The sequence below is a fragment of the Nonomuraea roseola genome, assembly GCF_039535395.1.
Taxonomy (GTDB): Bacteria; Actinomycetota; Actinomycetes; order Streptosporangiales; family Streptosporangiaceae; genus Nonomuraea; species Nonomuraea roseola.
Map to the genome: position 1 here is coordinate 5,332,052 of NZ_BAAAXC010000015.1, position 25,706 is coordinate 5,357,757.

The window sequence follows — 25,706 nt, forward strand, 5'->3', positions numbered from 1 at the left end:
CATGCGCGACGGTGAGTACAAGGTCGTGGTCAACGACGAGGAGCAGTACTCCATCTGGTTCGCGGGCAGACCGGTGCCCGACGGCTGGCGGGAGGCCGGCTTCGCCGGCGGCAAGCAGCAGTGCCTGGACCACATCGAGCAGGTCTGGACCGACATGCGGCCGCGCAGCCTGCGTGAGGCCATGGGGCGGTAGGAGGAACGACAGGTGAGCGGCTCATACGTCTTTCCCGCCTCCTACGCGCAGGAACGCCTGTGGTTCCTGTCCAGGTTCGACCCCGACGTGCCTGTGCACCACGTCAACATCGTGATCGACCTGCCCGACGGCGCCGATCACGACAGGTGCGCCAGGGCGCTGGGGGAGATGGTCAGGCGGCACGAGACGCTGCGCACGGCCCTGGCCGTCGAGGACGGGAGCCTCGTCCAGGTGGTCATGGCCGAGCTGCCGGTCACCCTCGCCCACACCGACCTCAGCGGCCTGCCGTCCGAGCAGGCCGAGAGGGAGTTCGACGCGCTGGCGGGCGCGGACGCCAGGCTGCCCTTCCAGCTGGACCAGGCGCCGCTGTGGCGGGCGCGCATGGTCCGGCTGGCCGAGGGCGACCAGCGGCTGGTGTTCGTCGTCCACCACGCGGTCTTCGACGCCAGCTCGGGGCCGACCTTCGTCAACGAGCTACTGGAGATCGAGGCCGCGCTGGCGCAGGGGCGGCCCCACGAGCTGCCCGACCTGGCCATCCAGTACGCCGACTACGCGGTGTGGCAGCGCGAGCACCTGGCCCAGGGCGTGCTGGCCGAGCAGATCGGTTACTGGCGAGAGAGGCTGGCGGGGCTGCCACGGGATCTGGGCCTGCCCACGGACAGACCCCGGCCCGCCGTCCGCGGCCACGAGGGAGCCGAATACCACCTGAGCCTGCCCGCCGAGCTGGTCGACGATCTGGAGGCGCTGGCCAGGCGGCGCGGCGCGACGCTGTTCATGGTGCTGCTCGCGGGGTTCAAGGCGCTGCTGGCCCGTCACGCCGACCAGTACGACGTCGCGGTGGGCTCGCCGGTGGTGGGCAGGGACCTTCCCGAGGTCGAGCCGCTGATCGGCATGTTCATCAACACGCTGGTGCTGCGGACCGATCTCGGCGGCGACCCCTCCTTCGGCGAGCTGCTCGAGCGGGTGAGGACGACCGTGCTCGAGGCGCTCGACCACGCGGAGGCGCCCTTCGACCGGCTGGTCGAGGCGCTCCAGCCGGAACGCGACCCCAGCCGCACCCCCCTCTTCCAGGTGGGCTTCAACCTGTTGCCGCTGGAGGTCAGGGGGCGCTTCCCCAACGGCACCGCCCAGCTCGACCTGAGCATGGACGTCGTCAGGTCGAGTGAGGGCGCAGGGCTCTGGCTCGAGTACAGCACCGAGCTGTTCGACGAGGAGAGCGTCGCCCGCCTGGCCGGCGCCTACAGGCTCCTGCTCGCCGCCGTGGCCGCCGATCCCGGGCTGCGGCTGTCGGAGCTGCCGCTCATGTCGGACGAGCAGCGCGGGCGGATGCTCGACGACTGGACGGCGACCGCCGCGCCGTACCCGGGGCTGCCGCTGCACGACCTGGTCGCCGAGCAGGCCAAGCGCACGCCCGACGCGATCGCCGTGAAGACCATGGAGGGCGAGGAGCTCACCTACGCCGAGCTGGTCACCCGGGCGGAGGCCCTCGCCAGGCTGCTGGCCGCGCGTGGCGTGGGCGTCGAGTCGTGCGTCGCGCTGTGCCTGCCGCGTGACGCCGACCTCATCGTCGCGCTGCTGGCCGTGCTGCGGGCGGGCGCGCACTACCTGCCTCTCGACCCCGCCTATCCCGCGGAACGGCTCGCCTACCTCCTGTCCGACTCGGGCGCGGCCCTGCTGCTGACCCACTCGTCCCTCCTCGACCGCCTGCCCGGCACGCGGCCTGAGGAGCTCCTGCTCGACCGGCGCCCGCCCGCGCCCGAGGGGCCGCTGCCCACCGTCACCCAGGACCACCTGGCCTACCTGATCTACACCTCAGGCTCGACGGGCCGTCCCAAGGGTGTGCAGGTGCCGCATCGCGGCGTGGTCAACCTGGTCACCGACGTCGTCCGCACCCTCGGGGGCGGCAGCGCGCTGCTGATGACCTCGCTGTCGTTCGACATCGCCGCGCTGGAGATCTTCACTCCGCTGCTGTCCGGCGGCACGCTGGTGATCGCGCCAGAGGACGCCGCGCGCACACCGAAGCAGGTCAGGGCCGCGGCGGCCGAGGTGGACCTGGTCCAGCTGACCCCCTCGGTGGCGGGGCTGGCGCTGCCCGAGCTGCCGTCCGGTCTGCCGCGCGTCATCTGCGGAGGCGAACCGCTGCCCGCCGACCTGGCCGCAGACCTCCTGCGGGTCGCGGGGGAGCTGTGGAACTTCTACGGCCCCACCGAGACCACGATCTGGTCGACCGCCTACCGGGTGCCGCACGACGCGACCACCATGCTCATCGGAGGGCCGGTGGCCAACACGACCGCCTACGTGGTCGACGGCCACCTGCGCCCCGTGCCCGTGGGCGTGCCGGGCGAGCTGCTGCTCGGCGGCGCGGGCGTGACGCGCGGCTACCACGGCCGCCCCGGGCTGACCGCCGAGCGGTTCGTGCCCGACCCGTTCGGCACGGCGGGCGGCCGCCTCTACCGCACGGGCGACCTCGTCAGATGGCGGCCCGAAGGAACGCTGGAGTACCTGGGCCGCCTGGACGACCAGGTGAAGGTCCGCGGCGTGCGGATCGAGCCCGACGAGATCGCCGCCGTGCTCGCCGAGCACCCCTCGGTACGGCGCGCGGTGGTGACGGTGCGCGACGACGCCCCCGGCGGTCGCGGCCTGGTCGGCTACCTCGACTGGGCAGGACAGGAGGGGCCCGCAGGCATGACCGGCGAGCTGCGCGCGCACCTGCGCTCCAGGCTGCCGGAGGCGATGATCCCCGCCGCCTTCGTGGCGGTGGACGCCTTCCCCGTGATGCCCAGCGGCAAGCTCGACAGGGCGGCCCTCCCGCCGCCGCGGGCCGTCGAGAGCGCCGAGCGGGTCGAGCCGCGCACCCCTGCGGAGAAGCGTCTGTGCGCGATCTGGGCCGAGCTGCTCGGCAGGGACCACGTGGGCGTGCGCGACGACTTCTTCGCCTCGGGCGGGCACTCGCTGCTGGCCGTCCGCCTGGTCAGCCGCGTCTTCGAGGAGTTCGGCGTGGATCTGCCGCTGCGCCGCTGCTTCGAGGCGACCACCGTCGAGGCGCAGGCCCTGGCCGTGCTCGAGCTGGGGCCAGGCGAGGCCGAACCGCTCGAGCCGCCGTCCATCCCGCGCAGGCCCGACCCGTCGGCGCCCGCGCCCCTGTCGGACGCCCAGCGCCGCCTGTGGATCATCGACAGCCTCGACCCCGGCAATCCCGCCTACACGCTCTCGTGGGCGTACGGGATCGGGGGGGCCGCTCGACCCCGCCGCCATGGCCGCGGCCTTCGACGCCCTGGTGGACAGGCACCCCGTCCTCGGCCACGTCGTCACGGTCCTGGACGGCGAGCCCTGGCAGCACCCCGGCCCCTCACGGCCCAGGCTGACCGTCACGGAGCTGACCGAGCGGGAGGCGGACGCGGTCGAGCTCGCGGAGGCGGCCTTCCGCTTCGACCTGACCACGGGACCGCTGGTCCGCGCCCTGCTCATCAGGGTGGCGGAGGACGAGCACCGGCTGGTGCTGACCCTCCACCACCTCCTCGCCGACCGCTGGTCGGTGGCCATCCTGCTCAACGAGCTGCTGGAGCTGTACGCGGGGCAGCGCCCGCCCGAGCCCATGGTCGGCTACGCCGACTACGTCGAGTGGCGGCGCGAGCAGCCCGCGGGCGACGACCTCGCCTACTGGCGCGAGGCGCTCGCCGACCTGCCCGACGTGCTCGACCTGCCCGCCGACAGGCCGAGGCCGCCGCTGCGGACCCACGAGGGGGCGCGGCTGCTGTTCGAGCTGGACCGCGACCTCGCCGACGGCCTGCGCGCGCTGGCCGCCGAGCAGCGGGCCACCCCGTTCATGGCGCTCGTGGCGGGGCTGCAGGCCCTGCTGTCCCGCTACACGGGACGGCAGGACATCCCGCTCGGCACGCCCATGTCGGTCAGGCCGCACCCCTCCCTCGACGGGACGGTCGGCCTGTTCCTCAACACACTCGTCCTGCGCGGCGACCTGTCGGGCGAGCCGAGCTTCACCGAGCTGCTGCGCCGCACCCGCGACACGGTCCTCGGCGCCTTCGAGCACGCGGGACTGCCCTTCGAGGTGCTGGTGGACGAGCTGGACGTCAGGCGGGACCTGTCGCGCAACCCCCTGTTCCAGGTCATGCTCGCCTACCAGAACACCCCCGACCTGCCGGGCGACGGCCACGGCCTGACGCTGGAGCGCCGCGACGTCCGCCCCGGCACTGCCATGTTCGACCTCGGGTTCGTCGTCGAGGAGCGGGCGGACGGATCGCTGCTGTGCGTCCTCGACTACGCCACCGACCTGTTCGACGACGACAGGATGCGGCGCCTGGCCGACCACTTCCGCGCGCTGCTGGCGGCCGCGGTCGCCGACCCGGCGGCCCCCGTCGCCGACGCCGCTCTGCTCACCCCAGGCGAGCTGGCCATCATCGAGCGGGCCAACCACACGGCCGCCGAGCAGCCCCGCGCCGCACTGCACGAGCTCGTGGCCGCCCAGGTCGCGCGCGCCCCGCACGCGCCCGCGCTGAGCTTCGACGGGGCCGGGTGGATCACCTACGAGGAGTTCGCCGCCAGGGTGAACCGGCTGGCCAGGAGGTTGCGCGCGCTCGGGGCCGGGTGCGACCAGGTGGTCGGCGTGTGCCTGGAGCGCGGGACCGACCTGGTGGTCGCCGTCCACGCCGTCCTCGCGGCGGGCGCGGCCTACCTGCCGCTCGAGCCCGACCATCCCCGCGACCGGCTGGCCTTCATGACGGCCGACGCCGGCGCGCGGCTGGTGATCTCGACAGGCCGGTCGTCGGGCTCGCTGCCCGACGACGTCGTCCACGTGCTGCTCGACCGCGACGGCGACGCCATCGGCACCGAGGACCCCGCCCCGCCGGGCGTCACCGTCCCCGCCGACGCCCTCGCCTACGTGATCTACACCTCGGGCTCGACGGGCAGGCCGAAGGGCGTCGGCGTCTCCCACCGCGCGATCGTCAACCGGCTGCTCTGGATGCAGGACACCTTCGGGCTGACCGGGGCCGACCGCGTGCTGCACAAGACGCCCTTCTCCTTCGACGTGTCGGTGTGGGAGCTGTTCTGGCCCTTCATGACCGGCGCGGGCCTGGCCGTCGCCAGGCCCGGCGGGCACGCGGACCCCGCCTACCTGGCGGGTCTGATCGAGGCCGAGGGTGTCACCACCGCGCACTTCGTGCCGTCCATGCTGGACGCCTTCCTGGAGGAGCCGCGGCTGCCAGGGACGCTGCGCAGGGTCGTCTGCTCGGGAGAGGCGCTGACCGCCGAGCTGGCGGACCGCTTCCACGACCGCCTGTCCTCCGCCGAGCTGCACAACCTGTACGGCCCGACCGAGGCGGCGGTGGACGTCTCCTGGCACGCCTGCGGGCCTGGCGAGCGCGTGGTTCCCATCGGGCGGCCCATCGCCAACACCCGCCTGGAGATCCTCGACGACCGGCTGAACCGCGTGCCTGTCGGCGTGCCTGGCACCCTGTGGATCGGCGGTGTCCAGCTCGCCCGAGGCTACGCGGGCAGGCCGGGGCTGACCGCCGAGCGGTTCGTCCCCGACCCCTACGGCCAGGAGGGCGCCCGCCTGTACGACACGGGCGACCTGGCCAGGTGGCGGCCCGACGGCGAGATCGAGTATCTCGGCAGGTCCGACTTCCAGGTCAAGATCCGCGGTATGCGGGTGGAGCTGGGCGAGATCGAGGCGGCCATGGCGGGGCTGCCGGGCGTGCGCGCGGCGGCGGCCCACGCGGTCGAGGACGGCGCAGGCCTGCGCCTCGTCGGCTACGTGGTGCGGGAAGCGGCCGGCCAGGCAGCACCTGAGGGCGGCCACGTGGTGCCGGAGGGCGGTCACGTGGTGCCGGAGGGCGAAGCGGACCCGTACGGCTGGCGTGAGCGGCTGGCGCGCCTGCTGCCCGACCACATGATCCCCACCAGCTGGGTGTTGATGGACGTGCTGCCCCTCACCCGCAGCGGCAAGCTCGACAGGAAGGCGCTGCCCCGCCCGCTGAGCCAGGCGGCGGCCGCGCACGCCGAACCCGAGGGGCCCGCCGAGCTCGCCGTCGCCGCCGCATGGCGTGAGGTGCTCGGGCTCGAGCAGGTCTCGGCACATGACAACTTCTTCGCCGTCGGCGGCGACTCCATCCGCAGCCTGAAGGTGGTCGCCCGGCTGCGGTCGGCGGGCTATGCCGTACGGCTGGAGCAGCTGTTCCTCCACCAGACGCTCGGCGAGCTGGCCGCGCGCCTGACCGTGGCGGAGGCGGCGCCGCCGCCGGAGACGCAGGTCGCGGCCTTCGGGCTGCTCAACCCCGAGGACTTGGCGCTGATGCTGGAAGGTGAGGCGGAATGACGGTCACGACGGGGGCGGCAAGCGGCCTGGAGGACGCCTACCCTCTGGCCACGTTGCAGGCTGGAATGCTCTATCACAGCGCCTACGAACCCGGCGCGCTCACCTACCACGACCTGACCACCGTCACGCTGCGCGGACACTTCGACAGGGAGTCGTTCGAGGCCGCGCTCGCCGAGCTGGCGGCCAGGCATCCGGTGCTGCGCACCTCGATGGATCTCACCAGGTTCAGCGAGCCTGTGCAGCTGGTGCACCGCTCGGCGGTCATCCCGCTGGAGGTCACCGATCTGTCCTGCGACCCCGAGGCGGGCGAGCGGGTCAAGGAGTGGTCGGAGGGGGAGAAGCGACGCCCGTTCGACTGGTCGGCGCCGCCCCTGGCCAGGTGCCATGTGCACCTGCTCGCCGACGGGCACTTCGCCTTCAGCCTCAGCTTCCACCACGCGATCCTCGACGGGTGGAGTGTGGCGGCGCTGATCACCGAGCTGTTCCGCCGCTACCACGCTCACCTCTCCCACGACCCGCTCCCCGTGACGGCGCCCTCGGCCGGCTTCAGGGAGCTGGTCGCGGCCGAGCGCGCGGCCCTCGCCTCGGAGGCGTCGCAGGCGTTCTGGCGCGAGCGGGTGGCCGACGCGCCGGAGACCCGCATCCCGCGCCTGCGTGGCCACGGGGTGGAGGGCGAGAGCCTCGTCGAGGTGCTGCGCGAGCCGGTGCCCCCCGCGCTGCTGGCCGAGCTGGAGCAGGCGGCCAGGTCCCTGCGGGTGCCGCTGCGCACCGTGCTGCTGGCCGTCCACCTGCGCGTGCTGGCGCTGGTGACCGGCGCGCCCGAGGTGATGACGGGGCTGGTCACCCACGGCCGTCCGGAGAGCGAGGCCGGCGAGGAGGTGCTCGGGCTGTTCCTGAACACCGTGCCGCTGCGGATCGACGTCACGGCGCCCAGCTGGGCGGCGCTGGTGCGCAGGGTGTTCGACGCCGAGGTGGCGCTGATGCCGCACCGGCGCTACCCGCTGTTCGAGATTCAGCGCGCCTCGGGCCGCGCGCCGCTGCTCGACGTGCTGTTCGACTTCCGCGACTTCCACGTCTACCGGGGGATGCCCGGCATCGAGGTGGTGGACCAGGAGTTCTTCGAGCAGACCGACCTGCCGTTCGCGACGAGCTTCACCCGCGCGAGGGAGCACGGGGGGTTCGAGCTGGCGATCGCCTACGACAGGAACCAGTTCGACGCCGAGCAGGTCGCCGCGATCAGGGACCACTACCTGACCGCGCTGCGCCAGGCCGTCGACACCGGTGCCGATCCCCGGCCCTCCGGCCTTTACCTGGAGCGGGACGCGGCCTCGATCGAGCGGTGGAACGACACCGCCCTGCCGTACGACGCCGCGTCGCTGCACGAGATCGTCGCCGCGCAGGCGCTGCGCACGCCCACCGCGCCCGCCGTCTGCTACGACGGCGTCTGGCTCACCTACCGGCAGCTGGCGGCGCGCGCCCGCGCCGTCTCCGACCTGCTGGTCGCGGCGGGGACGGTCCAGGGCGACGTGGTCGGCGTGTGCATGGACCGCGGCCCCGACCTGCTGCCCGCGCTGCTGGGCGTGCTCGGCGCGGGCGCGGCCTACCTGCCGCTGGAGCCCTCGCTGCCCGCCGACCGGCTCGCCTACATGATCGAGGAGGCGGGCGCGCGGACGGTGCTCGCGGACGCCGGCACCGCGGCCCTGCTGCCCGACGGCGTCGCGCTGCGCGTGGACGGCCCCGCCGCCGACCCCGCGGGCCCGCTGCCCGAGGTCCATCCCGACGCCCTCGCCTACGTCATCTTCACCTCGGGCTCGACAGGACGGCCGAAGGGCGTCGGGGTCTCGCACAGGGCGATCGTCAACCGCCTGCGCTGGATGCAGCAGACCTTCCCGCTCACCCACGCCGACAGGGTCGTCCAGAAGACGCCCATCGGCTTCGACGTGTCGGTGTGGGAGCTGTTCTGGCCGCTGATGGTCGGCGCGGGCCTGGTCGTGGCGCGGCCCGACGGGCACAAGGACAGCGCCTACCTGGCCTCGCTGATCACCTCGCAGCGGATCACCACCCTGCACTTCGTCCCCTCGATGCTGGCAGTCTTCCTGGACGAGCCCCAGCTGCCCGAGACGATGCGGCGGGTGATCTGCTCGGGCGAGGCGCTCGGCGCCGACCTGGCCGGACGCTTCCTCGAGCGCCTCCCCCAGACCGAGCTGCACAACCTGTACGGCCCGACCGAGGCGGCGGTGGACGTCTCCTGGCACGCCTGCGCGCCGGGCGAGCCGTCCGTGCCCATCGGCGGGCCGATCGCCAACACCCGCATGGAGGTCCTCGACGCGCGCGGCGAGCGCGTGCCGGTCGGCACGCCAGGTGAGCTGTGCCTGGGCGGTGTCCAGCTGGCCCGCGGCTACGTCAACAGGCCCGCCCTGACGGCCGAGCGGTTCGTGCCCGACCCCTACGGCCCGCCTGGCTCGCGCCTGTACCGCACGGGCGACGTGGCCAGATGGCTGCCGGGCGGCGAGGTGGAGTACCTCGGCAGATCCGACTTCCAGGTCAAGATCCGCGGCCAGCGTGTCGAGCTGGGCGAGATCGAGGCCGTCCTCGCCGCGCAGCCGGAGGTCCGCGCGGCGGTGGTGACGCTGAGGCAGGAGCGGCTGGTCGGCTACGTGGTCCTCGACCCCGACTCGGAGATCGACGGGGCCGCGCTCGCCGTACGGCTGCGCGGGCGGCTGCCCGAGCACATGGTGCCCGGCGCATGGGTGGCGCTGGAGAGCCTGCCCGTCACGGCCAACGGCAAGCTCGACAGGGCCGCCCTGCCCGCCCCTGGGGAGCAGGAAAGGGAGCGGTACGTTCCGCCGCGCGATCCCTTCGAGGCGCGCCTGGCCGTGCTGTGGGAGGAGACGCTGGGGGTGCGCGCCGTCAGCGTCCACGACGACTTCTTCGCCCTCGGCGGCCACTCCCTGCTGGCGCTCCGCCTGACGATGCGGCTGCGCAAGGAGCTGGGCAGGGACGTGGCGCTGTCGAGCGTGCTCACCGCGCCCACCGTCGCGCTGCTGGCCGCCGAGCTGCGCCGTCCGCAGGACAACGACGGCGCTCCCGAGCGGATCGTGCCGCTGAGGCCCGCCGGTGACCGTACGCCGATCTTCCTGTTCCACGCCCTCGGCGGGCAGGTCTTCCGCTACCTGCCGCTCACCCGGCACCTGGGCGCCGACCAGCCCGTCTACGCCATCCAGGCCGCGGGGCTCGCCTCGGGCGAGGAGCCGCACGCCACGCTGGAGGAGATGGTCGACGACTACGTCGCGCACCTGCTCAAGATCCGGCCCCACGGCCCCTACGTGCTCGGCGGGTTCTGCATCGGCGGCAACATCGCCCTGGAGAGCGCCAGGCGGCTGCGGGCCATGGGCGAGCAGGTGCCGCTGGTCGTGCTCTTCTACTCCGACGCCGACGAGCCCGTCCTGCGCGCCTCCCTGGAGGACGACGCGGTCCTGCTCATGCACGCCCTGGCCGGCGGGCCCGTGCAGGTCGAGCTGGAGGACCTGCACAGGATGGACCCCGAGGAGCGTCTCCTCACCGTCATCGACGCCGCGGCCCGCGCCGACACGCTGCAGCCCGACACCGCGGACCTGAACCAGGCCCGTCGCTTCGTGAAGGTCTTCCGCGCCAACGCCCACGCCGTGGGCCACTACCGGCACGACCCCTACGACGGCGACGTGCTGCTGTTCTCGCCGGCCGAGAACGGCGCCGCTCCCGGCGACATGGGCTGGAGCTCGGTGATCATCGGCAGGCTGCGCGTCTCGCCGATCCTCGGCGACCGCTTCACCGTTCTGTACGAGCCCCTGGTCGCCGACGCGGCCGCCGAACTGAGGAGCAGCATCGACCATGGCCTCACCGACGGCTGAGCCCGCCACCCTGTGGCGCAACCCCGACTTCATGAAGCTGTGGGCGGGGGAGAGCTTCTCGCTGATCGGCACCCAGGTGACCGTGCTGGCGATGCCCATCGTGGCCTTCCTGCTGCTGAACGCCTCCGTCGCGGAGATGGGCGTGCTCGGCGCGCTGGCCAGGCTGCCGATGGTGCTGTTCTTCGTCGTCGGCGTCTGGGTCGACAGGATGCGCCGCCGTCCCGTGCTGATCTGGAGCGACGCCGCGCGCGCGCTCATGCTCGCCACCGTGCCGCTGCTGTTCCTGATGGACCTGCTGACGCTGTGGTGGCTGTACGTCGTGGTCTTCGTCATGGGCGTCCTCGGCGTGCTGTTCGAGATCGCCTACCGCTCCTACCTGCCGGTGCTGGTGCCGCCCGAGCACCTCGGCGAGGGCAACAGCAAGCTGCAGCTCAGCGACTCCCTCTCCAAGGCGATCGGGCCGAGCCTCGCGGGCGTGCTGGTCGCGGCCCGCTCGGCGCCGCTGGTCATCCTCATCGACGTGGCCAGCTACGTCGCCTCCGCCCTGTGCCTGCTGTCGATCAAGAAGAAGGAGGAGGCGCCGCAGGCCGACGGCGGCGGCTCCATGCTCGGCGCCATCCGGCAGGGATTCAGCTGGGTGATGACCCAGCCCCAGGTCAGGCCGCTGGCCATCGCCACCGCCGTCTACTCCTTCTTCGACATCGGCATCCTGCAGACGCTCTACTTCCCCTACGTCGTCGACGGCGTCGGCGTGCCCGCGGCGTGGGTGGGAGGGGTGCTGGCCGTCGGCGGCATCGGGGCGCTCATCGGGGCGTGGCTGTCTGTCAGGCTGATGAAGGGCATCGGCCCAGGGCCGACCATGCTGTGGTCCACCGTGGTGGGCAACAGCGCGCTGCTCCTGGTGCCGCTGGCCGGAGGGCCGCTGTGGCTGGCGCTGACGATGCTGGGTGTGGCGCAGTTGCTGGTCGGGCTGTGCGCGCAGGTGTTCATGGTCAACAACATCACGGTGCTGCAGACCTCGACGCCGAGGGAGCTGACCGGCAGGGTCATCGCGACGATCTGGGCGATGGGGCTGGTGCCCGCGCCCCTGGGCGCCCTGGTGGCGGGGCTGCTCGGTCAGGCGGTGGGGATGCGGCCGGTCGTGCTGGTCGCGGCGCTGATCGGCGCGCTGGTGCCGATGGCCGTCCTGGCGCTGTCGCCGATCCCCAAGATGCGCACGCTGCCCGAGGCGCCCGTCAGCGCCTGAGCCCTGTCAGGAGTCGAACCCTGTCAGGAGTCGAACCCTGTCAGGAGTTGAGCTCGGCCAGCCAGCCGAGCTGCTCGATCCGATCGTCCATCGTCGGGGCGTTGAGCCCGACGATCAGCCTGGTGGCGCCCGCCTTGCGGTAGGCGCCCATCAGCTCCCTCACCCGGTCGGGCGTGCCGCACAGGGTCAGCGCGTCGATCAGGTCGTCGGGCAGCTCCTCCACGGCCTCGCCCATGTCGCCTTCAAGATAGGCGTCCTGCACCCTGGCGGCGGCCGAGCCGAAGCCGAGGCGGTGCGCGAGCCTGTTGTAGAAGTTGACGCCCTTGGTTCCCATGCCGCCGAGGTAGAGCGCCACCATCGGCCTGACCATGTCGCGGGCGTAGTCGGCGTCGTCGTCGACCATGGCCATGACCATCGGCGACACCTCCACCCGCGCCGCGTCGCGGCCCGCGCGTGCCGCCCCCGCGCGCAGGTGCGCGAGCGTGTCGGCGAGGTGCTCGGGAGGGAAGTGGATGGGCAGCCAGCCGTCGGCGACCTCGCCCGCCAGCTCCACCGCCTTCGGGCCCATCGCGGCCAGGTGGACGGGCAGCGGCTGCCTGACGGGCCCGATGGTCATCGTCAGCGCCTTGCCCCTGCTGTCGGGTAACGGCAGCACGATGCTGGGGCCGTCGTGCTCGACGGGCCGCTGCTCGAGCGCGGTCCGCACGACGGCCACGTAGTCGCGCAGGTGGGCCAGCGGGCGCTCGTAGCGCTGACCGTGCCAGCCCTCCGACACCTGCGGGCCGGAGGCGCCGAGGCCGAGCAGGAACCTGCCGCCGGAGACCCTGTCGACGGTGGCCGCGGCCATCGCGGTGGCGACCGCCGTACGGCTGGACATCTGGATCACGCCGGTGCCCAGCGCGATGCGCTCGGTGCCCGCCGCCAGCCAGGCCAGGGTCGTGGCGGGATCCACGCCGTAGCCCTCGGAGGCCCATGCCGAGTCGTAGCCGAGTCTCTCGGCCTCCTGCACCAGCATGAGCTGGGCGTTCGGGTCGGCCGCCGCCGAGCCGAGAGTGCCGATGCTCAATCCCAGACGCACAGCCGCCTCCTGTCACCAGATGCCGTGATCACATCATCGTCGAGGAGCCCGCGGGAGACCAGATCAACGAGCCACCGGATCAGCGCATGCCCTGCTCCACCGAGCGCCGCGCCGCCTCCCTGCTGTCGCCGTAGCCGACGAACAGCCGTGTCGACATGTCGGCGAAGTGCAGAGGAACGTGCTCAAGGGGCAGCAGGCCCGCGATGGCGAGACTCACCAGCCCGTGTCTCATCGTCCACAGCTGGACCGACCAGCCCAGCAGGCCCATCGGGTCGACCGGGTCGAACCTGCCCGCGTCCATGCACCGGCGCACCGCCTCCACCAGCCGCTGGAAGGCCGCCTCTCCCTCCGGCGCGGCGGCGTCGTCGATCGGTTTCTCGAGGAACATCGCCCGGTACAGGTGGGGGTTGGCCAGGCCGTTGGACAGGTAGGCCCGGCCGGCCGCGACGAGATCCGCCACGGGGTCGTCCGAGGTGGGCGTGGCGTCGAGGTCGGCGGCGAGCCTGGCGAAGCCCTCTTTCCTGACCGCCCCGCGCACCTCCTCCATGCCGCCGAAGTAGGTGTAGACGGCCATCGTCGAGGTGCCCGCCTCTCCGGCGAGGCGCCTGGCGGTCAGCGCGTGCGGGCCCTCGCCCGCCAGGATCCGCGCCGCCGCCTCGACGAGGCGCCCCCGTACGGCCGGGTCTGCGGGCCTTGGACTCACGGTTGACATTGAACCATAACTGAGTTACACAACAGTGTTATAGAATAGACGTGTCCCCACGTTCCCGCCGCGCCGGGGCCGGGCGAGGGCGAGGACCACCGCCGTCCGTTCCCGCCCCAAGGGAGGAGCCGTCATGTCACGTCGCGACGATCCACAGGGCGACCGCTTCTTCGCCCTGCGCACGTTCAGGCGGGACGGCTCGGCCGTGTCCACGCCGGTCTGGCTGGCCGAGGCCGGCGACCACTGGTACGGCTACACGCCCAGCCGCTCCTGGAAGGCGCTCCGCCTGCGCCGCGATCCCCGCGTGGAGGTCGCGCCCAGCGACTTCGACGGCGAGCCGCGCGGCCCGTGGCGGCGCGGCCACGCCCGCATCCTGCCCGCCTCCGAACCGCGCGTGGCCAGGCGGGCGCTGCGCGAGAAGTACGGCGCGCGCTTCCACCTGTTCGCGCTGGTGACACTGGCCGGGCGACCTCGGCCTCGGGGCGGCGGGGCCGTCGGGATCGAGATCACCCTCGAAGCGGCCGACGCGCCGTGAAGGGCGACCTGCTCCTGTCGTCGCTTCCCGTGGCCGTGTTCGTGATGGTGGAAGCGGCGGCGGGGCTGACGGCGGGCATCTGCTGCGCCCTGGGCGCCGCCCTCGCCCTCACCGTGGCCCGCGCGGTACGGCGGCAGCCGCTCAGGCCCGCGATCGGCGCCTTCATCGGCGTCGCCATCGCCTCCTTCATCGCCTACCGCACCGGCGGGGCCGGCGGATACTTCCTCGTCGGCATCTGGTGGAGCCTGGCCTGCTGCTGCGTCCTGCTGCTGTCGATCGTGGTCCGCCGGCCGCTGGTGGGAGTGGTCTGGAGCGTGATGAACCGCGCGCCGCTGACCTGGCGTGCGGACCGGCCGTCGGTGATCGGCCACGACCTGGCCACGGGCGCGCTGGCTGCCGTCTTCGCCGCCAGGTTCGTGGTCCAGCGGTGGCTCTGCGCGGAGGACCAGACCGGCTGGCTGGCCGTCGCCAAGGTGGCCATGGGATATCCGCTGGGGGCGCTCGCGCTGGCAGTGGCCTTCTGGGCGGTCCGCCGTTCGGAGCGCCGCCTGGCGGTGACGCGTCGCCGCGTCACCGCCAGGACGAGCGGATCAACCCTTGAGACCTGAGCGGGAGATGCCCTCGATGACCCAGCGCTGGGCGACCAGGTAGAGCACGATCACCGGAAGGCTGGCGATCACTGCTCCGGCCATGAGCAGGTCGTAGCGGATGTTGTTGGCGCCCTGGAAGTTGCCCAAACCCGCGGGAAGGGTCAGGGCCTCGGGGCTCAGCAGCACGTAGATCGGCCACAGGAAGTCGTTCCAGTTGGTGAGGAAGGACAGCAGGAACAGCGTCACCAGCGCGGGCCTGGCCAGCGGGAGCGCGATCGAGGTGAAGATCTGCCACCGGTTGCATCCGTCGAGCTCGGCCGCCTCCTCCAGCTCGCCCGGCAGGGTGAGGAAGAACTGCCGCAGGAAGAACACCCCGAAGGCGCCCGCCGCGGCGGGGACGATGACGGCGGGCAGGCTGTCCACCCACGCCAGCTCGTTGACGATCAGGAAGTTGGGGATCAGCAGCACCACCGGCGGCACGAACAGCGTCGCCACGATCACGGTGAAGATGGTGTTGCGGAAGCGGAAGCGCAGCCTGGCCAGCGCGTAGGCGGCAGGGGCGGCGGTGGCCAGCACGAGCGCCGCGTGCCCCGTCGCGGCGATCAGGCTGTTGGCGAACCAGGTCATGATCGGGCTGTCCGCGCTGCCCAGGATCTCCCTGTAGGCGTCGGTCGTCGCAGGGTCGGGGATCCACTGAGGCGTCGTGGACCCTGCCATCTCGCGGGTCTTGAACGAGGTCGACAGCATGTAGACCAACGGGCTCAGGTAGAGCGCGGCCATCACCGCGAGCACGAGGTGGAGCAGGGCCCGCCGTACTCGCCGCAGGTCGGTTCTCATGGCGTCCGCCTGTCTCTGAAGGCGCCGAACACCAGGGCGCTGGCCAGCATGAGGAACGCGGCCAGGACGAAGCTCATCGCCGAGGCGGTTCCCATGTCGAACTGGCGCAGGCCGGTCTCGGCGATCAGGTAGATCGCGGTCTTGGTCTGGTCGGCGGGCGCGCCCGCTGTGATCAGGTAGGACTGACCGAACATGTTGGCCGAGGCCAGGATGGTCGCGTTGACCACGAACACCGTGACGGGCCGCAGCCCCGGCAGGGTGACAGCCGTGAAGCGGTGCCAGGCGCTCGCGCCGTCGACCATCGCGGCCTCGTGCAGTTCGCGGGGGATGTCCTGGAGCCCGGCCAGGAAGATGACCGCGTTCAGCCCGAGGGTCCACCAGACGGTGACGCCGACCAGCGCGATCCATACGGGCGGCACGTCCGTGGTCCACTGCACGTCCAGGCCGAGATAGTGGTTGACCAGGCCGATGTTGCCGTCGAGCAGGTACCTCCAGACGAACCCCACGACGGCCACGCCCAGCACGTACGGCGCGAAGTAGACCGCGCGGTAGACGTTGCGCCCCCTGAACCTGCCGTTCATCAGCAGCGCGACCGCCAGGGGCAGCACGATGAGGATGGGCACGGAGGCCACCGTGAAGATGCCGGTGGCCCGCATCGCCGTCCAGAAGCGCGAGCCGTCCACGCTGCCCGGATCGAACAGGTCCGCGTAGTTGCCCAGCCCCACGAAGGGCTTGGCGGGCAGGTTGATGTCCCACTCGTGCAGGCTGGTCCAGAAGCCGAAGCCGATCGGCACCACCATGAAGACCGCGAACAGCGCCAGGTAAGGAGCGAGGAACACGTAGGGCGTCCACCAGCGCATCCGGCCGACGGACGGCGCCGGTACGGCGCGCCGTACCGGCCCCTCGGTCCTTGTCAGCAGGCTCACCTGGTGTACTTCCGCTTGTTCTCGGCCAGCAGCTTGTCCGCGGTCGCCACACCGTCCTTCAGCGCCTCGGCCGGGCCGGCCTCCTTCAGCACCGCCTTGGCCACGGCCAGCTCCAGCGCCTTCGACTGGACGTCGCCGACGCCGGGCAGCGCGGGCAGGAAGTGGAAGGCGTCCAGGTCGGCCGCCAGTCTGATCTGCGGGAGGTCGGCGATCGCGGCGTCCTGGCGGGCGGAGTTACGGGCCGGGATCATGCCGGCCTTGGCCCACTCGGTGGACTGGCGGCTCATGTGGTCGACGAAGAACTTGGCCGCCTGCACCTTGTTCGGGTCCTTGCCCGCCTGGGAGGTCAGCACGAAGTTGTGCGAGGCGCTCCACACGGCCGCGCTCTCGCCGATGGTGGGCACGGGGGACAGGCCCCACTTCAGGTTGGGCGCGTTGGTCTTGAGGTCGTTGATCTGCCAGATGCCGTCCCAGGTGAAGCTGACCTTGTCGTTCTTGAACGCGGCGTACTGGGTGTCGATCGCCACCTTGGCGGGGCTGTACCCCCTGTCGATCTGCTCGACCATCCACGTCAGCGCCTCGGCCCCCTGCTCGGAGCCCCACAGCGCCTTCGCGCCGTCCTCGCTGTAGAGCTCGCCGCCGTGCTGCCAGAGCAGGCTCACGAACATCAGGTGCGCCGGCCACTTGCTGGGCATCCAGAACGGGTTGGCGACCCCCGCCTTCTTCAGCTCGGCCAGCGCGGCCTCGTAGGAGCTCCTGTCGGAGGGGGCCTCCTTGAGCCCGATCTTGTCCAGGTGCCCGGCGTTCCAGTAGTCGCCCAGACTGTGCACGTCCAGCGGGATGCCGTAACGCTTGTCGCCGTAGACCCCCGCGCCCCACACGGCCGGGATGAAGTCGCTCTCGCTCAGCTCCAGCGCGCCGACCACGTCGTCGAGCGCGATCAGCACCTGCCTGGCGGCGAACGTGCCGATCCAGTCGTTGTGGATGACCGCGACGTCGGGCCCCTTGCCCGCGGCGATGGCGGTGGGCATCGCCGGATAGAGGTCCTCCCAGCGGCGGGTGATGTTGCGCACCTCGATCCGTCCGGCGAACTCCTTGTTGAAGGCCGCCAGCATCGTGCGCATGTGCGGGCCGTCGCCGCCGGTGAAGCCGTTCCAGTAGTCCAGTGTCACCTTCGGGCCGCTGTACTCGCCGCCGGAGAACGTCGGCGCGGGCGCCGCGGGAGCGGGGGAGCCGGAGCCGAGCTTGGTGCCGCCGCCGCACGCGGACGCCGCGACCGTGAGGCCGGCCAGGCCGAGGAACGAGCGTCGGGACAGGGGAGTGGTCATGTCTTACTCCTGGGGGGCGAAGCGGATCATGGTCCATGAGACGGGCGGAAGGGTGAGGGTGGCGTCACGGCCGTCCATCCGCAGCCCGGTGCCGGGGCGGGGGGCGACCCTGCCGGGGTCGGCGGCGGAGTTGACGGCCGACAGGTCGTCGTCGGCCAGCTCGAGGTGTTCCGCGGGCAGCAGCCCCTGCGGCAGGGCGACGCGCAGCTCGCACGGGCCCCGCCTGTCGCGGTTGACCACGAACAGCGTGATCTCGCCCGCGTCGCCGAGCGTGGCGGTGGCCCAGATCGCGGGGGCCTCGCCGTACTTGTCGGTGGAGACGGAGGCGCACTCGGGCTCCACGCGCAGCACCTGCCCTCGGGCGTGCCTGGCGGTCAGCGCGAACGGGTGGAAGATGCTCTGCCGCCAGGCGGGGCCGCCGGGCTCCGTCATGATCGGGGCGATCACGTTGGCCAGCTGGGCCTGGCAGGCGACGCCCACCCTGTCGGCGTTGCGGAGCAGCGTGATGAGCAGGCTGCCGACCACGACGGCGTCGGTCACGTCGTAGACGTTCTCGATCAGCCGCGGGTGCTCGGCCCACTCCAGGGACGCCTCACCTCCGAAGCGGCTCTGGTACCAGACGTTCCACTCGTCGAAGGAGAGCTTGATCTTCCTGCGGCTGCGCAGTTTCGCGCCCACGTGGTCGGCGGTGGCGGCGATCGAGCGGATCATGTGCTCCATGTCGGCGCCGCTGGCCAGGAAGGAGTCGACGTCACCGTCGGCGGGGTCGTAGTAGGCGTGCAGCGAGATGTAGTCGACCAGGTCGTAGGCCGACTCCAGGACCTCCGCCTCCCACTGGCCGAACGTCGGCATACCGCTGTTGGAGCTGCCGCAGGCCACCAGCGACACCCCCGGATCGAGGCGGCGCAGCGCCCTGGCGGTCTCGGCGGCGAGCCTGCCGTACTCGCGGGCGGTCTTGTGGCCCATCTGCCAGGGGCCGTCGAGCTCGTTGCCGAGGCACCACAGGCGGATGTCGTGGGGCTTGTCGACGCCGTGGGCGCGGCGCAGGTCCGACAGCCGGGTGCCGCCCGGATAGTTGGCGTACTCCACCAGTTCCAGCGCCTCGGCCACGCCTCGGGTGCCGAGGTTGAGCGCCATCATGGGCTCGATCCCCGCCCGCGCGGCCCATGCCAGGAACTCGTTCAGCCCGAAACTGTTGTCCTCCAGGCTGCGCCAGGCCAGGTCGAGGCGGGCAGGTCGCTCCTCGACAGGGCCGACGCCGTCCTCCCAGCGGTAGTTCGAGACGAAGTTGCCCCCGGGATAGCGGACCAGGGTCACGCCCAGCTCGCGGGTGAGCTCCAGCACGTCGGTGCGGAAGCCGTCGGCGTCGGCCAGCGGATGCCCTGGCTCGAAGATCCCCGTGTACACGCAGCGCCCCATGTGTTCGACGAACGAGCCGAACAGCCGGGGCTCGACCGGGCCGATCAGGAAGGCGGGATCCAGCGTGAGACGAGCGGTCGAAGTCAAGAGCCGGCCTCTCCGTTGCGGGAACGATTCGTGGTAGGGCATTTTCTACAACGTTGTTTCAACGTTGTAAACAGGTGCGGCTGGATTACGATGCGAGCCGTACAGCAGAAGGGGGACACGGGTGGGAACGAGCCTGCGTGACGTCGCGCGCCTGGCGGGGGTGTCGGTGAAGACCGTCTCCAACGTGGTCAACGGGTACGCGCACGTGTCGCCCGCGACCCGCGCGAAAGTGGAGGGGGCGCTCTCCCAACTCGACTACCGGCCCAACCTGTCGGCCCGCAACCTGCGGCAGGGCCGCACGGGGATGATCGCCCTCGCCCTGCCCGAGCTCGACGCGCCCTACTTCGCGGAGCTTTCCAGGTGCGTGATCGACGCGGCCGCCGAGCACCGGTGGCTGGTGATCATCGAGCAGACCGGCGGGGCGCTGGAAAGGGAGCGGCGCATCCTCGACGGCGTGCGCGACCACCATGTCGACGGGCTGATCCTCAGCCCTGTGGCGGTGGGGGCCGAGGAACTGGCCGCCCGTACCGACGACACCGCGCTGGTGCTGCTCGGCGAGCGCATCTACGACGGGCCAGCCGACCACGTCGCGATCGACAACGTCAGGGCCGCCCACGACGTCACCGAGCACCTGATCGGGCTGGGCCGGCGGCGCATCGCCGCCCTGGGCGCCCAGGACGACACCGCCAGCGGTACGGCGCCGCTGCGGCTGGCCGGCTACCGCGAGGCGCTGGCCGCGCACGGCCTGCCGGAGACCGTCGTCAAGGTCGACCGCTACCAGCGGGCCGAGGGCGCGGCGGCGATGGCTAGGCTTCTGGCCTCACCCGAGCCGCCCGACGCGGTGTTCTGCTTCAACGACCTGCTCGCGCTCGGCGCCATGCGCACGGCGCTGGCGGCGGGGCTGCGCGTGCCCGAGGACGTGGCACTGGCGGGGCTGGACGACATCGAGGACGGCCGTTACAGCACTCCCACCCTGACCACGATCGCCCCCGACAAGAACCAGCTCGCCCGCATCGCGGTCGACCTGCTCAAGCAGCGGATCGACGGGCACACCGCCCGCCCGCCGCAGGAGTTCATGGCCGGCTATGACCTGATCGTCAGGGAGAGCACCATGGGAGGCGGCCTCTCGCGCGGGGCCGGGTGACCTTCGGGTGGCAGGCGCAGGACGGCAGATCGGTGTCCGCCCTGCGCCGGGAGTGCTACTAGTTGCCGGTGATGGCGTCCTTGGCGTTCTTCGCGGCGTCCTTGACCTTCTCGCCGGCCTGCTTGGCCTTGCTCTTGCTCTGGTCGGCCTGTCCTTCGGCCTCGAGCCGCTCGTCGTCGGTGACCTTGCCGACCCCCTCCTTGACCTTGCCACCCATCTCCTGAGCCTTGTTGCCGAACTTGTCGCCTGTGCTCACGATGTCTCTCCTCCAGCCTTCACGACATCCGGACGAGGCACCTCTGTCCTGGAATGGCCTGGGTAAACCGCCTGCGTAGAGGGCCCGCGTGACCGAGAGTTCTCCATCGGAATCTATTTGTTATGTGATTCCCGTCGGCTTACGGGCACACGGTTGTCGGTCACATCAAACGCAGACACCTGAGCAGGGAGCTGAACATGACAGTCACGGGCATCATCACCGCCATCATCATCGGCGCCATCATCGGCGCTCTGGGCCGTCTGGTCGTTCCCGGACGGCAGAACATCCCGATCTGGCTGACCATCGTGGTCGGCATCGTGGCCGCCTTCATCGGCACGGCCATCGCCGGCGCCTTCGGCGTCGCGGCGACCGGTGGCATCGACTGGATCGAACTGCTCCTCCAGGTGGCCGTCGCCGCCGTCGGCGTCATCGTCACCGTGAGCCTGTACGGCAGGCGCGGCGTCCGCTGACCGGCCCGTTCGACGCCTGATCGCTCCTCTTCAGATCCGAAGGTCACAGGCCCCACCCGGGAACACCCCAGGTGGGGCCTGTCCTTGCGTGAGCCGCCGTCTCACCTGCGGCGCGAGCGCCTGCGCACAGGCCTGCTCCGCTGACCCTCCTGCTGCACACGACGCCTGCGCCTTCGGCCCAGGAACCAGCCGAGCGCCAGCACGGCCAGGCCGATCGGCGTGCGCGCCAGCCAGCGCGCCATCACGAACTTGAAGAACCTTCTCATGGCCATGCCTCTGCCCTGGGGGCAGCGCCGCACGCGCGCGGGAGCGGGCCCGCGGGCGCCGTCCGGCCGGGGCACGCGCGCGTATCAGGACGGCAGCGGGGAAGGGGTCAATGTGGAAAGAGGGTGATCACAAGTGGAGGATGCCGAACAGAGTTTCACCTTGCAGGTCAGTATTTCCGATCACGGTTACTACACCACGGTCAGCGCCAGGGGGGCGCTGGACCGCGTCAGCGCTCCGGTTTTCACCGCGCACGTCGATGCCGCCTGGGAGTGGAGCGACGGTCCCCAGTTGGTCCTGGACCTCAGTGGGGTGACGTTCTGTGATTTCGACGGGGTGGCCGCGCTGGCGAGCATCGCCAGGAGGCTGCGCGACCGCGACCGCGGCAGGGTCATCCTGACCGGCGTGGACGGTCAGCTCCAGCGGATGCTGCGCAGGACCGGTCTGATCACGCGCTTCGAGCGGCGCGACAGCGTCGAGCAGGCGGGCGAAGATCTGCTCGACCGATCGCGCTCCAGGGGCCAGATGGCCATGCCGGGGCGGTCGGGCAGCCCGCCACCGCCATCCGGTTTGGATCGTTCCTGACGGTACGGCCCGGTCGGCACCCCGCTCTCCGGCCCTGGCCGGGCCTCTCTTCCCCCGGACGCCGTGCTTCGTGGGTTTCGCCGCACAGTGGTAGCGGGGCCGCGCAGGGGTAGTGCCCCGCCATGTGGCTGAGCAGATGGGTGGCGCGGGCGCCGGGCGCATGGCAGGGAGCACGTCGCAGGCACGGCTGGCTGGACCACCTCGTGCGCGCGGTGGTGCGCTACGACAGGGTCGACGGCGGCCGGCTGTCGGCGGCGTTGACCTACTACGCCTTCTTCGCCACCTTCGCTCTGGTCCTTCTCGGCTTCTCGTTGCTCGGGCACGTGCTGGACGACCCCACGGTGCTGGCCACGGTCCAGCGCTACCTCAACGACAACTTCCCCCGCCTCGACGTCATGGCGTTACGGCAGGCCAGGGAGACGGTCGGGATCATCGCGCTGGTCGGATTCCCCCTCGCGGGGCTGTTCTGGATGGACGCGCTGCGCTCGGCCAGCAGGGCCATCTGGCAGCTGGAGGAGTACCCCGGCCCCTTCTGGCAGCGCCAGCTCATCGACCTGGCCGTCCTGACAGGGCTCGGTCTCCTGCTGGCGATCAGCCTGACCGTCGCCTTCGCCACCGAGTCCCTGCTGACCTGGGTGGTGGACCACACCGTGGGCGCCGACGCCGCTCCAGCCCGCTGGCTGCTGACCGCGGCCACGTTCACCCTCGGCCTGCTGGTGAACCTGCTGCTGGCCCTCGCCCTGCTCAGCGCGCCGCCCAGGCTGCGCCTCACGCTGCGCAGGATGCTCGGCCCCGCCGTGCTCATCACCATCGGCCTGCAGATTCTCAACAGCCTCGGCCAGGTCTACCTCCGGATCACCGAGGACAACCCCGCCTACCAGCTGGTGGCCACCGCCGCGGTCATGCTCGTCTTCCTCAAGGCCGCCAACCAGCTGATCCTCCTGGCCACCGCCCTGGCCGCCACCAGTACCAGAGGGGCCGTCACCGACCTCGCCGCCGAGCCGCCGCCGGCCCCGCCCGAGCCTTCACGCCGGCGGCGACACCTGCGCGCTCGCCGGGGGCCGCACGGCCCTCCCAGGAATCCGAACGGGCTCGGTGTCAAGTGGTCCCGCTGGGGCAGATGAGGCGTCGTACCGAGCCAGGAGGACTTCATGAGCGACACACTGCGGCTGGACACGGCGCTGGAGCAGGGCGCGTTCATCCTCCGGCCCAGCGGTGAGCTCACCTGGCAGACCGCGAGCACCCTGCGAACCTGGCTGGAGGGCTACGCGCCCGCCCCCGCCCCGATCACGGTGATCGACCTGTCGGCGATCACCTTCCTCGACTCGACCGGCATCGCCGCCCTGCTGGGAATCCACACCCTGCTCGGCAGCGCCGGAGCCGGTCTCGCGTACGCCGAGCCTCCTCCGATGTGCGCCAGGCTGCTGCACATCACCGGCCTCGCCAGATACCTGCCGGTGTACGACACCGTCCAGTCCGCCCGCCTGGCGACCGGGACGAGAGCGCCGTTCGCCGGCGAGCACCCCGCGTAGAACGGGCGAGCGCCGCCCCCTTCACAGACCGAGTCATGGAGCTTCGCGTGCCGATCCTAGGTCGTCGTCCCCGCCCGTCCACGGAGCCCGAGGAGGAGCCCGGCCGCGTTCCGCGAGCGGGCACGGTGCTCAAGCGGGTCGTGGTGGCGCTGCTCGCACTGGCCGGCCTGGCGGTGTTCGGGGCGGTGCTGGTGAAGCTCACGCTGACCCCCGTGCCCGAGGCCGCGGGCGATGCCACCGGCAACGTCGAGCCAGGGGCGAGCCTGCGGTTCTACCTGGACCGGCCCAGTGTCAAGGCGGCGCTGGTCCAGGTCGGCGGCAACCTGGCGTTGATGATGCCGCTGGGTGTGATCTTGCCGGTGCTGTCGAGACGCCTGCGCGGCCCCATCCGCCTCGCTCTGGTCGTGGGCCTGTTCTCGCTGTCGATCGAGGTGGCCCAGGGCGCGTTCGTGGTCGGCAGGGCCTTCGACGCCGACGACGTCCTTCTCAACGCCGCCGGTGCGGTGCTGGCCTACCTGCTCGTCGGGCGCAGGCTGGCCCGGTGGCTGCGGCCTGCGGCTCAGCCGTCCGCCGCGTGAGGCTCTCCTGCGGGAAGGCGGATGCCGAGCAGGAGCGTGTCGTCGGCGTGCAGGATGACGCTGTGCAGGTCGGCCACGATCGCCGCGATCAGTTCGGGCAGCGGGAGATGGGCGTGACGCTGCGCCGAGCTCATCAGCAGCCGCTCGCCCTCGTCGAGGTCGCGCCGGCTCTCGGTCAGCCCGTCGGTGTAGAGGAGCAGCAGGTCGCCGGGGGCGAGCCGGTCATGGAGGACGGCGTCGCTGCCGGGGAAGGGGAAGCCGACGCCGCTGCCCCAGGCCTCCAGGTAGCGGGCTGTGCCGTCGGCGCGCACCAGCAGCGGAAAGGGGTGGCCCCCGTTGGCCAGCCGCAGCTCTCCTGTGCGGGTGTCGAGGCGGGCCAGCTGGAGGGTGGCCATCAGCCCGCGGAAGGTGGGCACGAGCGTGTCGGCCGTGCGCGCCACGATCGACTCCAGCGGGTGGCGCTCCAGAACCAGCGTCCGTACGGCATGCGTGACGTTGAGCGCGCTGCGGGTGCTCTCCACGCCGTGGCCGATGGCGTCCACCACCGTGATCTGCAGCGTGTCGTCGGGCAGGGTGAACCAGTCGTAGAGGTCGCCGCCCGTGGGAGCGTGGTCGCCCGCGGGGACGTAGTGCACCGCCAGCTCGACCCCCTCCACGAGCGGGGGCGGCGGGCGCAGCGCGGCCTCCAGCTCGCGGAAGATCAGGCTGTGCGCGAGGCGGAGCCGCTCGTCGCGCTCCTCCAGCTCCACGTACAGGGCGACGAGGCCGCGATCGGTCTCGGCGAGCTCGCTCCTCATCTCGTCCTGCTGGGTGCTCAGCGCGTCGACCCGGGAGAGAGCGAGCGCGAGCTCCTCCTCCACGGCCTCCTCGGCGCCGACGGTGTCGGAGGGGTCGGCGAGCGGGAGTGGCGAAGGCAGCCCGATGCGCCACACGACGCCGGCCTCCCTCCCTGGCTCGCACGGCAGGGGCAGCGTGGCGCCGGGCCACGGGGCGGACAGCTCGACGGCGAGGAAGCGGGGGTGGGCGCCGCCGTACTCGATGCCGGCGCGAACGTTCAGGGGCCGCCCCGCGGCCAGCCGCGGGCGGGCGACCTCGACGGCCGAGAGCACCAGGCGGGCTCGGGTCTCCACCGGCAGGCCGTACCGGAAGGCGAGCCTTCGCAGGTCGCGGCGGAGGATGGTCAGCGAGGTGACCGTGGTGATCACGCCTGGATCCAGTGGATGACCGTGGCGGTGCTGCCCTCGCCGGGGACGGCGGTGAACTCGAAGTCGTCCACGAGTCTTCGGACGCCGCCCAGTTCGTGACCTGGGCCCGGCTCTTCGCTCATGAGGGCGTCGGCGGCGGAGGTTCCAGGACCCTGGCCCGCGACGCTGATGCGCAGCCCTTTGCCGCCAGGCCTGCGGACCTCCTGGATGGTGACGGTTCCGCCGCCGTCGTGGATGTAGGCGTTGCGCGCCAGTTCGGTCGCGGCGGTGACGATCCTGGTCTGGTCGCTGAGAGGAAAGCCGCTGGCCATGGAGGCCGATCGGACGGCGTGCCGTGCGGCCATCAGGTCCTCTTCGCCGCTCACGGCGATGGTCACCGACCCCTGCAGCTCTGGTGCGCCCGCTGTCATGCGCGCCCCCCTCGCGCTGTGGCCGTCGAGACCGTGCGCAAATGTTGTCGTGTGACAACTATAGGCCTGGATCATCGTCCGAGGCCACCGATCCGG

General features: G+C 71.8%; 22 protein-coding genes and 1 pseudogene. 13 read left to right on the forward strand and 10 right to left on the reverse strand.

The annotated features are described in order from the left end of the window. Position 1 precedes the first annotated feature (1 nt). From ABFX55_RS48625 to ABFX55_RS48660, 5 genes and pseudogenes are all read left to right on the forward strand, one after another. Positions 2-193: an MbtH family protein gene (locus tag ABFX55_RS48625; RefSeq protein WP_346130938.1), complete on the forward strand. Its 192-nt coding sequence runs from the start codon at positions 2-4 to the stop codon at positions 191-193. A gap of 87 nt (positions 194-280) precedes the next feature. Next, positions 281-3,184 (forward strand): annotated as a pseudogene (locus ABFX55_RS50120) (non-ribosomal peptide synthetase); the annotation flags it as partial. 202 nt (positions 3,185-3,386) lie between these two features. Continuing rightward, entirely contained in the window at positions 3,387-6,527 is a 3,141-nt protein-coding gene (locus ABFX55_RS48650; RefSeq protein WP_346131490.1) for a non-ribosomal peptide synthetase, read from the forward strand. Then, on the forward strand, positions 6,524-10,417 hold the full coding sequence (locus tag ABFX55_RS48655; protein WP_346130946.1) for an amino acid adenylation domain-containing protein: 3,894 nt from the start codon (positions 6,524-6,526) through the stop codon (positions 10,415-10,417). Before ABFX55_RS48650 ends, ABFX55_RS48655 begins: the two co-directional genes overlap by 4 nt. Next, a complete protein-coding gene (locus ABFX55_RS48660; RefSeq protein ID WP_346130947.1) occupies positions 10,398-11,663 on the forward strand; it encodes an MFS transporter in 1,266 nt (421 codons plus the stop codon). The genes ABFX55_RS48655 and ABFX55_RS48660 overlap by 20 nt, the downstream gene beginning before the upstream one ends. A 40-nt stretch (positions 11,664-11,703) precedes the next feature. Here the strand turns inward: ABFX55_RS48660 and ABFX55_RS48665 are convergent, their stop codons facing one another. Then, a complete protein-coding gene (locus tag ABFX55_RS48665) occupies positions 11,704-12,741 on the reverse strand; it encodes an LLM class F420-dependent oxidoreductase (RefSeq protein ID WP_346130949.1) in 1,038 nt (345 codons plus the stop codon). Positions 12,742-12,820: 79 nt separating this feature from the next. Continuing rightward, the gene (locus ABFX55_RS48670) at positions 12,821-13,444 is read right to left on the reverse strand and encodes a TetR/AcrR family transcriptional regulator (RefSeq protein WP_346130951.1); all 624 of its coding nucleotides are present in this window, start codon (positions 13,442-13,444) and stop codon (positions 12,821-12,823) included. 133 nt (positions 13,445-13,577) lie between these two features. Between ABFX55_RS48670 and ABFX55_RS48675 the strand changes: the two genes are divergently transcribed. Next, a complete protein-coding gene (locus ABFX55_RS48675; protein WP_346130952.1) occupies positions 13,578-13,979 on the forward strand; it encodes a PPOX class F420-dependent oxidoreductase in 402 nt (133 codons plus the stop codon). After that, complete coding sequence (locus ABFX55_RS48680) at positions 13,976-14,587, forward strand: DUF3159 domain-containing protein (protein WP_346130954.1); 612 nt, start codon at positions 13,976-13,978, stop codon at positions 14,585-14,587. Before ABFX55_RS48675 ends, ABFX55_RS48680 begins: the two co-directional genes overlap by 4 nt. Here the strand turns inward: ABFX55_RS48680 and ABFX55_RS48685 are convergent. From ABFX55_RS48685 to arfA, 4 genes are read right to left on the reverse strand one after another with little or no spacing between them, the layout of a single operon-like run. Then, complete coding sequence (locus ABFX55_RS48685) at positions 14,570-15,406, reverse strand: carbohydrate ABC transporter permease (protein ID WP_183658296.1); 837 nt, start codon at positions 15,404-15,406, stop codon at positions 14,570-14,572. The two genes, ABFX55_RS48680 and ABFX55_RS48685, sit on opposite strands and share 18 nt — an antisense overlap. Further along, complete coding sequence (locus ABFX55_RS48690; RefSeq protein ID WP_346130956.1) at positions 15,403-16,332, reverse strand: carbohydrate ABC transporter permease; 930 nt, start codon at positions 16,330-16,332, stop codon at positions 15,403-15,405. The genes ABFX55_RS48685 and ABFX55_RS48690 overlap by 4 nt, the downstream gene beginning before the upstream one ends. Next, complete coding sequence (locus tag ABFX55_RS48695) at positions 16,329-17,660, reverse strand: extracellular solute-binding protein (protein WP_346130958.1); 1,332 nt, start codon at positions 17,658-17,660, stop codon at positions 16,329-16,331. Before ABFX55_RS48695 ends, ABFX55_RS48690 begins: the two co-directional genes overlap by 4 nt. Positions 17,661-17,663: 3 nt before the next feature. Next, positions 17,664-19,208, reverse strand: a complete 1,545-nt coding sequence (arfA, locus tag ABFX55_RS48700) for an arabinosylfuranosidase ArfA (RefSeq protein ID WP_346130959.1) — start codon at positions 19,206-19,208, stop codon at positions 17,664-17,666. Between the two features lie 79 nt (positions 19,209-19,287). Here arfA and ABFX55_RS48705 point away from each other — a divergent pair, with 79 nt between their 5' ends. Beyond that, positions 19,288-20,310 carry a LacI family DNA-binding transcriptional regulator gene (locus ABFX55_RS48705; protein WP_346130960.1) on the forward strand — a complete coding sequence of 341 codons (1,023 nt, stop codon included), beginning with the start codon at positions 19,288-19,290 and terminating at the stop codon, positions 20,308-20,310. Between the two features lie 58 nt (positions 20,311-20,368). On the opposite strand, the gene ABFX55_RS48710 is transcribed toward ABFX55_RS48705, so the two are convergent. After that, positions 20,369-20,566 (reverse strand): CsbD family protein, encoded by a 198-nt coding sequence (locus ABFX55_RS48710; protein WP_346130961.1) that lies wholly within the window; start codon positions 20,564-20,566, stop codon positions 20,369-20,371. A gap of 197 nt (positions 20,567-20,763) precedes the next feature. On the opposite strand from ABFX55_RS48710, the gene ABFX55_RS48715 reads away from it, so the two are divergent. Then, on the forward strand, positions 20,764-21,036 hold the full coding sequence (locus tag ABFX55_RS48715; RefSeq protein WP_183658313.1) for a GlsB/YeaQ/YmgE family stress response membrane protein: 273 nt from the start codon (positions 20,764-20,766) through the stop codon (positions 21,034-21,036). 101 nt (positions 21,037-21,137) lie between these two features. Here ABFX55_RS48715 and ABFX55_RS48720 read toward each other — a convergent pair whose 3' ends face one another. Beyond that, positions 21,138-21,302 carry a DUF6203 family protein gene (locus tag ABFX55_RS48720; protein ID WP_346130963.1) on the reverse strand — a complete coding sequence of 55 codons (165 nt, stop codon included), beginning with the start codon at positions 21,300-21,302 and terminating at the stop codon, positions 21,138-21,140. A gap of 160 nt (positions 21,303-21,462) precedes the next feature. On the opposite strand from ABFX55_RS48720, the gene ABFX55_RS48725 reads away from it, so the two are divergent. The 4 genes from ABFX55_RS48725 to ABFX55_RS48740 all read left to right on the forward strand — a co-directional run bounded on the left by ABFX55_RS48725 (position 21,463) and on the right by ABFX55_RS48740 (position 23,995). Continuing rightward, positions 21,463-21,885, forward strand: a complete 423-nt coding sequence (locus tag ABFX55_RS48725) for an STAS domain-containing protein (protein ID WP_346130965.1) — start codon at positions 21,463-21,465, stop codon at positions 21,883-21,885. Between the two features lie 122 nt (positions 21,886-22,007). After that, positions 22,008-23,009 carry a YihY/virulence factor BrkB family protein gene (locus ABFX55_RS48730; protein ID WP_346130967.1) on the forward strand — a complete coding sequence of 334 codons (1,002 nt, stop codon included), beginning with the start codon at positions 22,008-22,010 and terminating at the stop codon, positions 23,007-23,009. A 27-nt stretch (positions 23,010-23,036) separates the two neighbouring features. Continuing rightward, positions 23,037-23,417, forward strand: a complete 381-nt coding sequence (locus ABFX55_RS48735) for an STAS domain-containing protein (RefSeq protein WP_346130969.1) — start codon at positions 23,037-23,039, stop codon at positions 23,415-23,417. A gap of 47 nt (positions 23,418-23,464) precedes the next feature. Further along, positions 23,465-23,995 (forward strand): VanZ family protein, encoded by a 531-nt coding sequence (locus tag ABFX55_RS48740; RefSeq protein WP_346130971.1) that lies wholly within the window; start codon positions 23,465-23,467, stop codon positions 23,993-23,995. On the opposite strand, the gene ABFX55_RS48745 is transcribed toward ABFX55_RS48740, so the two are convergent. Both ABFX55_RS48745 and ABFX55_RS48750 read right to left on the reverse strand, forming a co-directional pair. Continuing rightward, positions 23,977-25,200: a PP2C family protein-serine/threonine phosphatase gene (locus ABFX55_RS48745; protein ID WP_346130973.1), complete on the reverse strand. Its 1,224-nt coding sequence runs from the start codon at positions 25,198-25,200 to the stop codon at positions 23,977-23,979. The two genes, ABFX55_RS48740 and ABFX55_RS48745, sit on opposite strands and share 19 nt — an antisense overlap. Continuing rightward, complete coding sequence (locus ABFX55_RS48750) at positions 25,197-25,610, reverse strand: ATP-binding protein (protein WP_346130974.1); 414 nt, start codon at positions 25,608-25,610, stop codon at positions 25,197-25,199. Before ABFX55_RS48750 ends, ABFX55_RS48745 begins: the two co-directional genes overlap by 4 nt. Between the last annotated feature and the right edge of the window lie 96 nt (positions 25,611-25,706).

Bases quoted from the DNA above. Each gene is read 5' to 3' on its own strand.
- ABFX55_RS48750 (WP_346130974.1), bottom strand. From the start codon at position 25,610: ATGACAGCGGGCGCACCAGAGCTGCAGGGGTCGGTGACCATCGCCGTG.
- ABFX55_RS48655 (WP_346130946.1), top strand. From the start codon at position 6,524: ATGACGGTCACGACGGGGGCGGCAAGCGGCCTGGAGGACGCCTACCCT.
- ABFX55_RS48720 (WP_346130963.1), bottom strand. From the start codon at position 21,302: ATGAGAAGGTTCTTCAAGTTCGTGATGGCGCGCTGGCTGGCGCGCACG.
- ABFX55_RS48695 (WP_346130958.1), bottom strand. From the start codon at position 17,660: ATGACCACTCCCCTGTCCCGACGCTCGTTCCTCGGCCTGGCCGGCCTC.
- ABFX55_RS48685 (WP_183658296.1), bottom strand. From the start codon at position 15,406: ATGAGAACCGACCTGCGGCGAGTACGGCGGGCCCTGCTCCACCTCGTG.
- ABFX55_RS48660 (WP_346130947.1), top strand. From the start codon at position 10,398: ATGGCCTCACCGACGGCTGAGCCCGCCACCCTGTGGCGCAACCCCGAC.
- ABFX55_RS48730 (WP_346130967.1), top strand. From the start codon at position 22,008: ATGTGGCTGAGCAGATGGGTGGCGCGGGCGCCGGGCGCATGGCAGGGA.
- ABFX55_RS48715 (WP_183658313.1), top strand. From the start codon at position 20,764: ATGACAGTCACGGGCATCATCACCGCCATCATCATCGGCGCCATCATC.
- ABFX55_RS48735 (WP_346130969.1), top strand. From the start codon at position 23,037: ATGAGCGACACACTGCGGCTGGACACGGCGCTGGAGCAGGGCGCGTTC.
- ABFX55_RS48625 (WP_346130938.1), top strand. From the start codon at position 2: ATGCGCGACGGTGAGTACAAGGTCGTGGTCAACGACGAGGAGCAGTAC.
- arfA (WP_346130959.1), bottom strand. From the start codon at position 19,208: ATGCCCTACCACGAATCGTTCCCGCAACGGAGAGGCCGGCTCTTGACT.
- ABFX55_RS48675 (WP_346130952.1), top strand. From the start codon at position 13,578: ATGTCACGTCGCGACGATCCACAGGGCGACCGCTTCTTCGCCCTGCGC.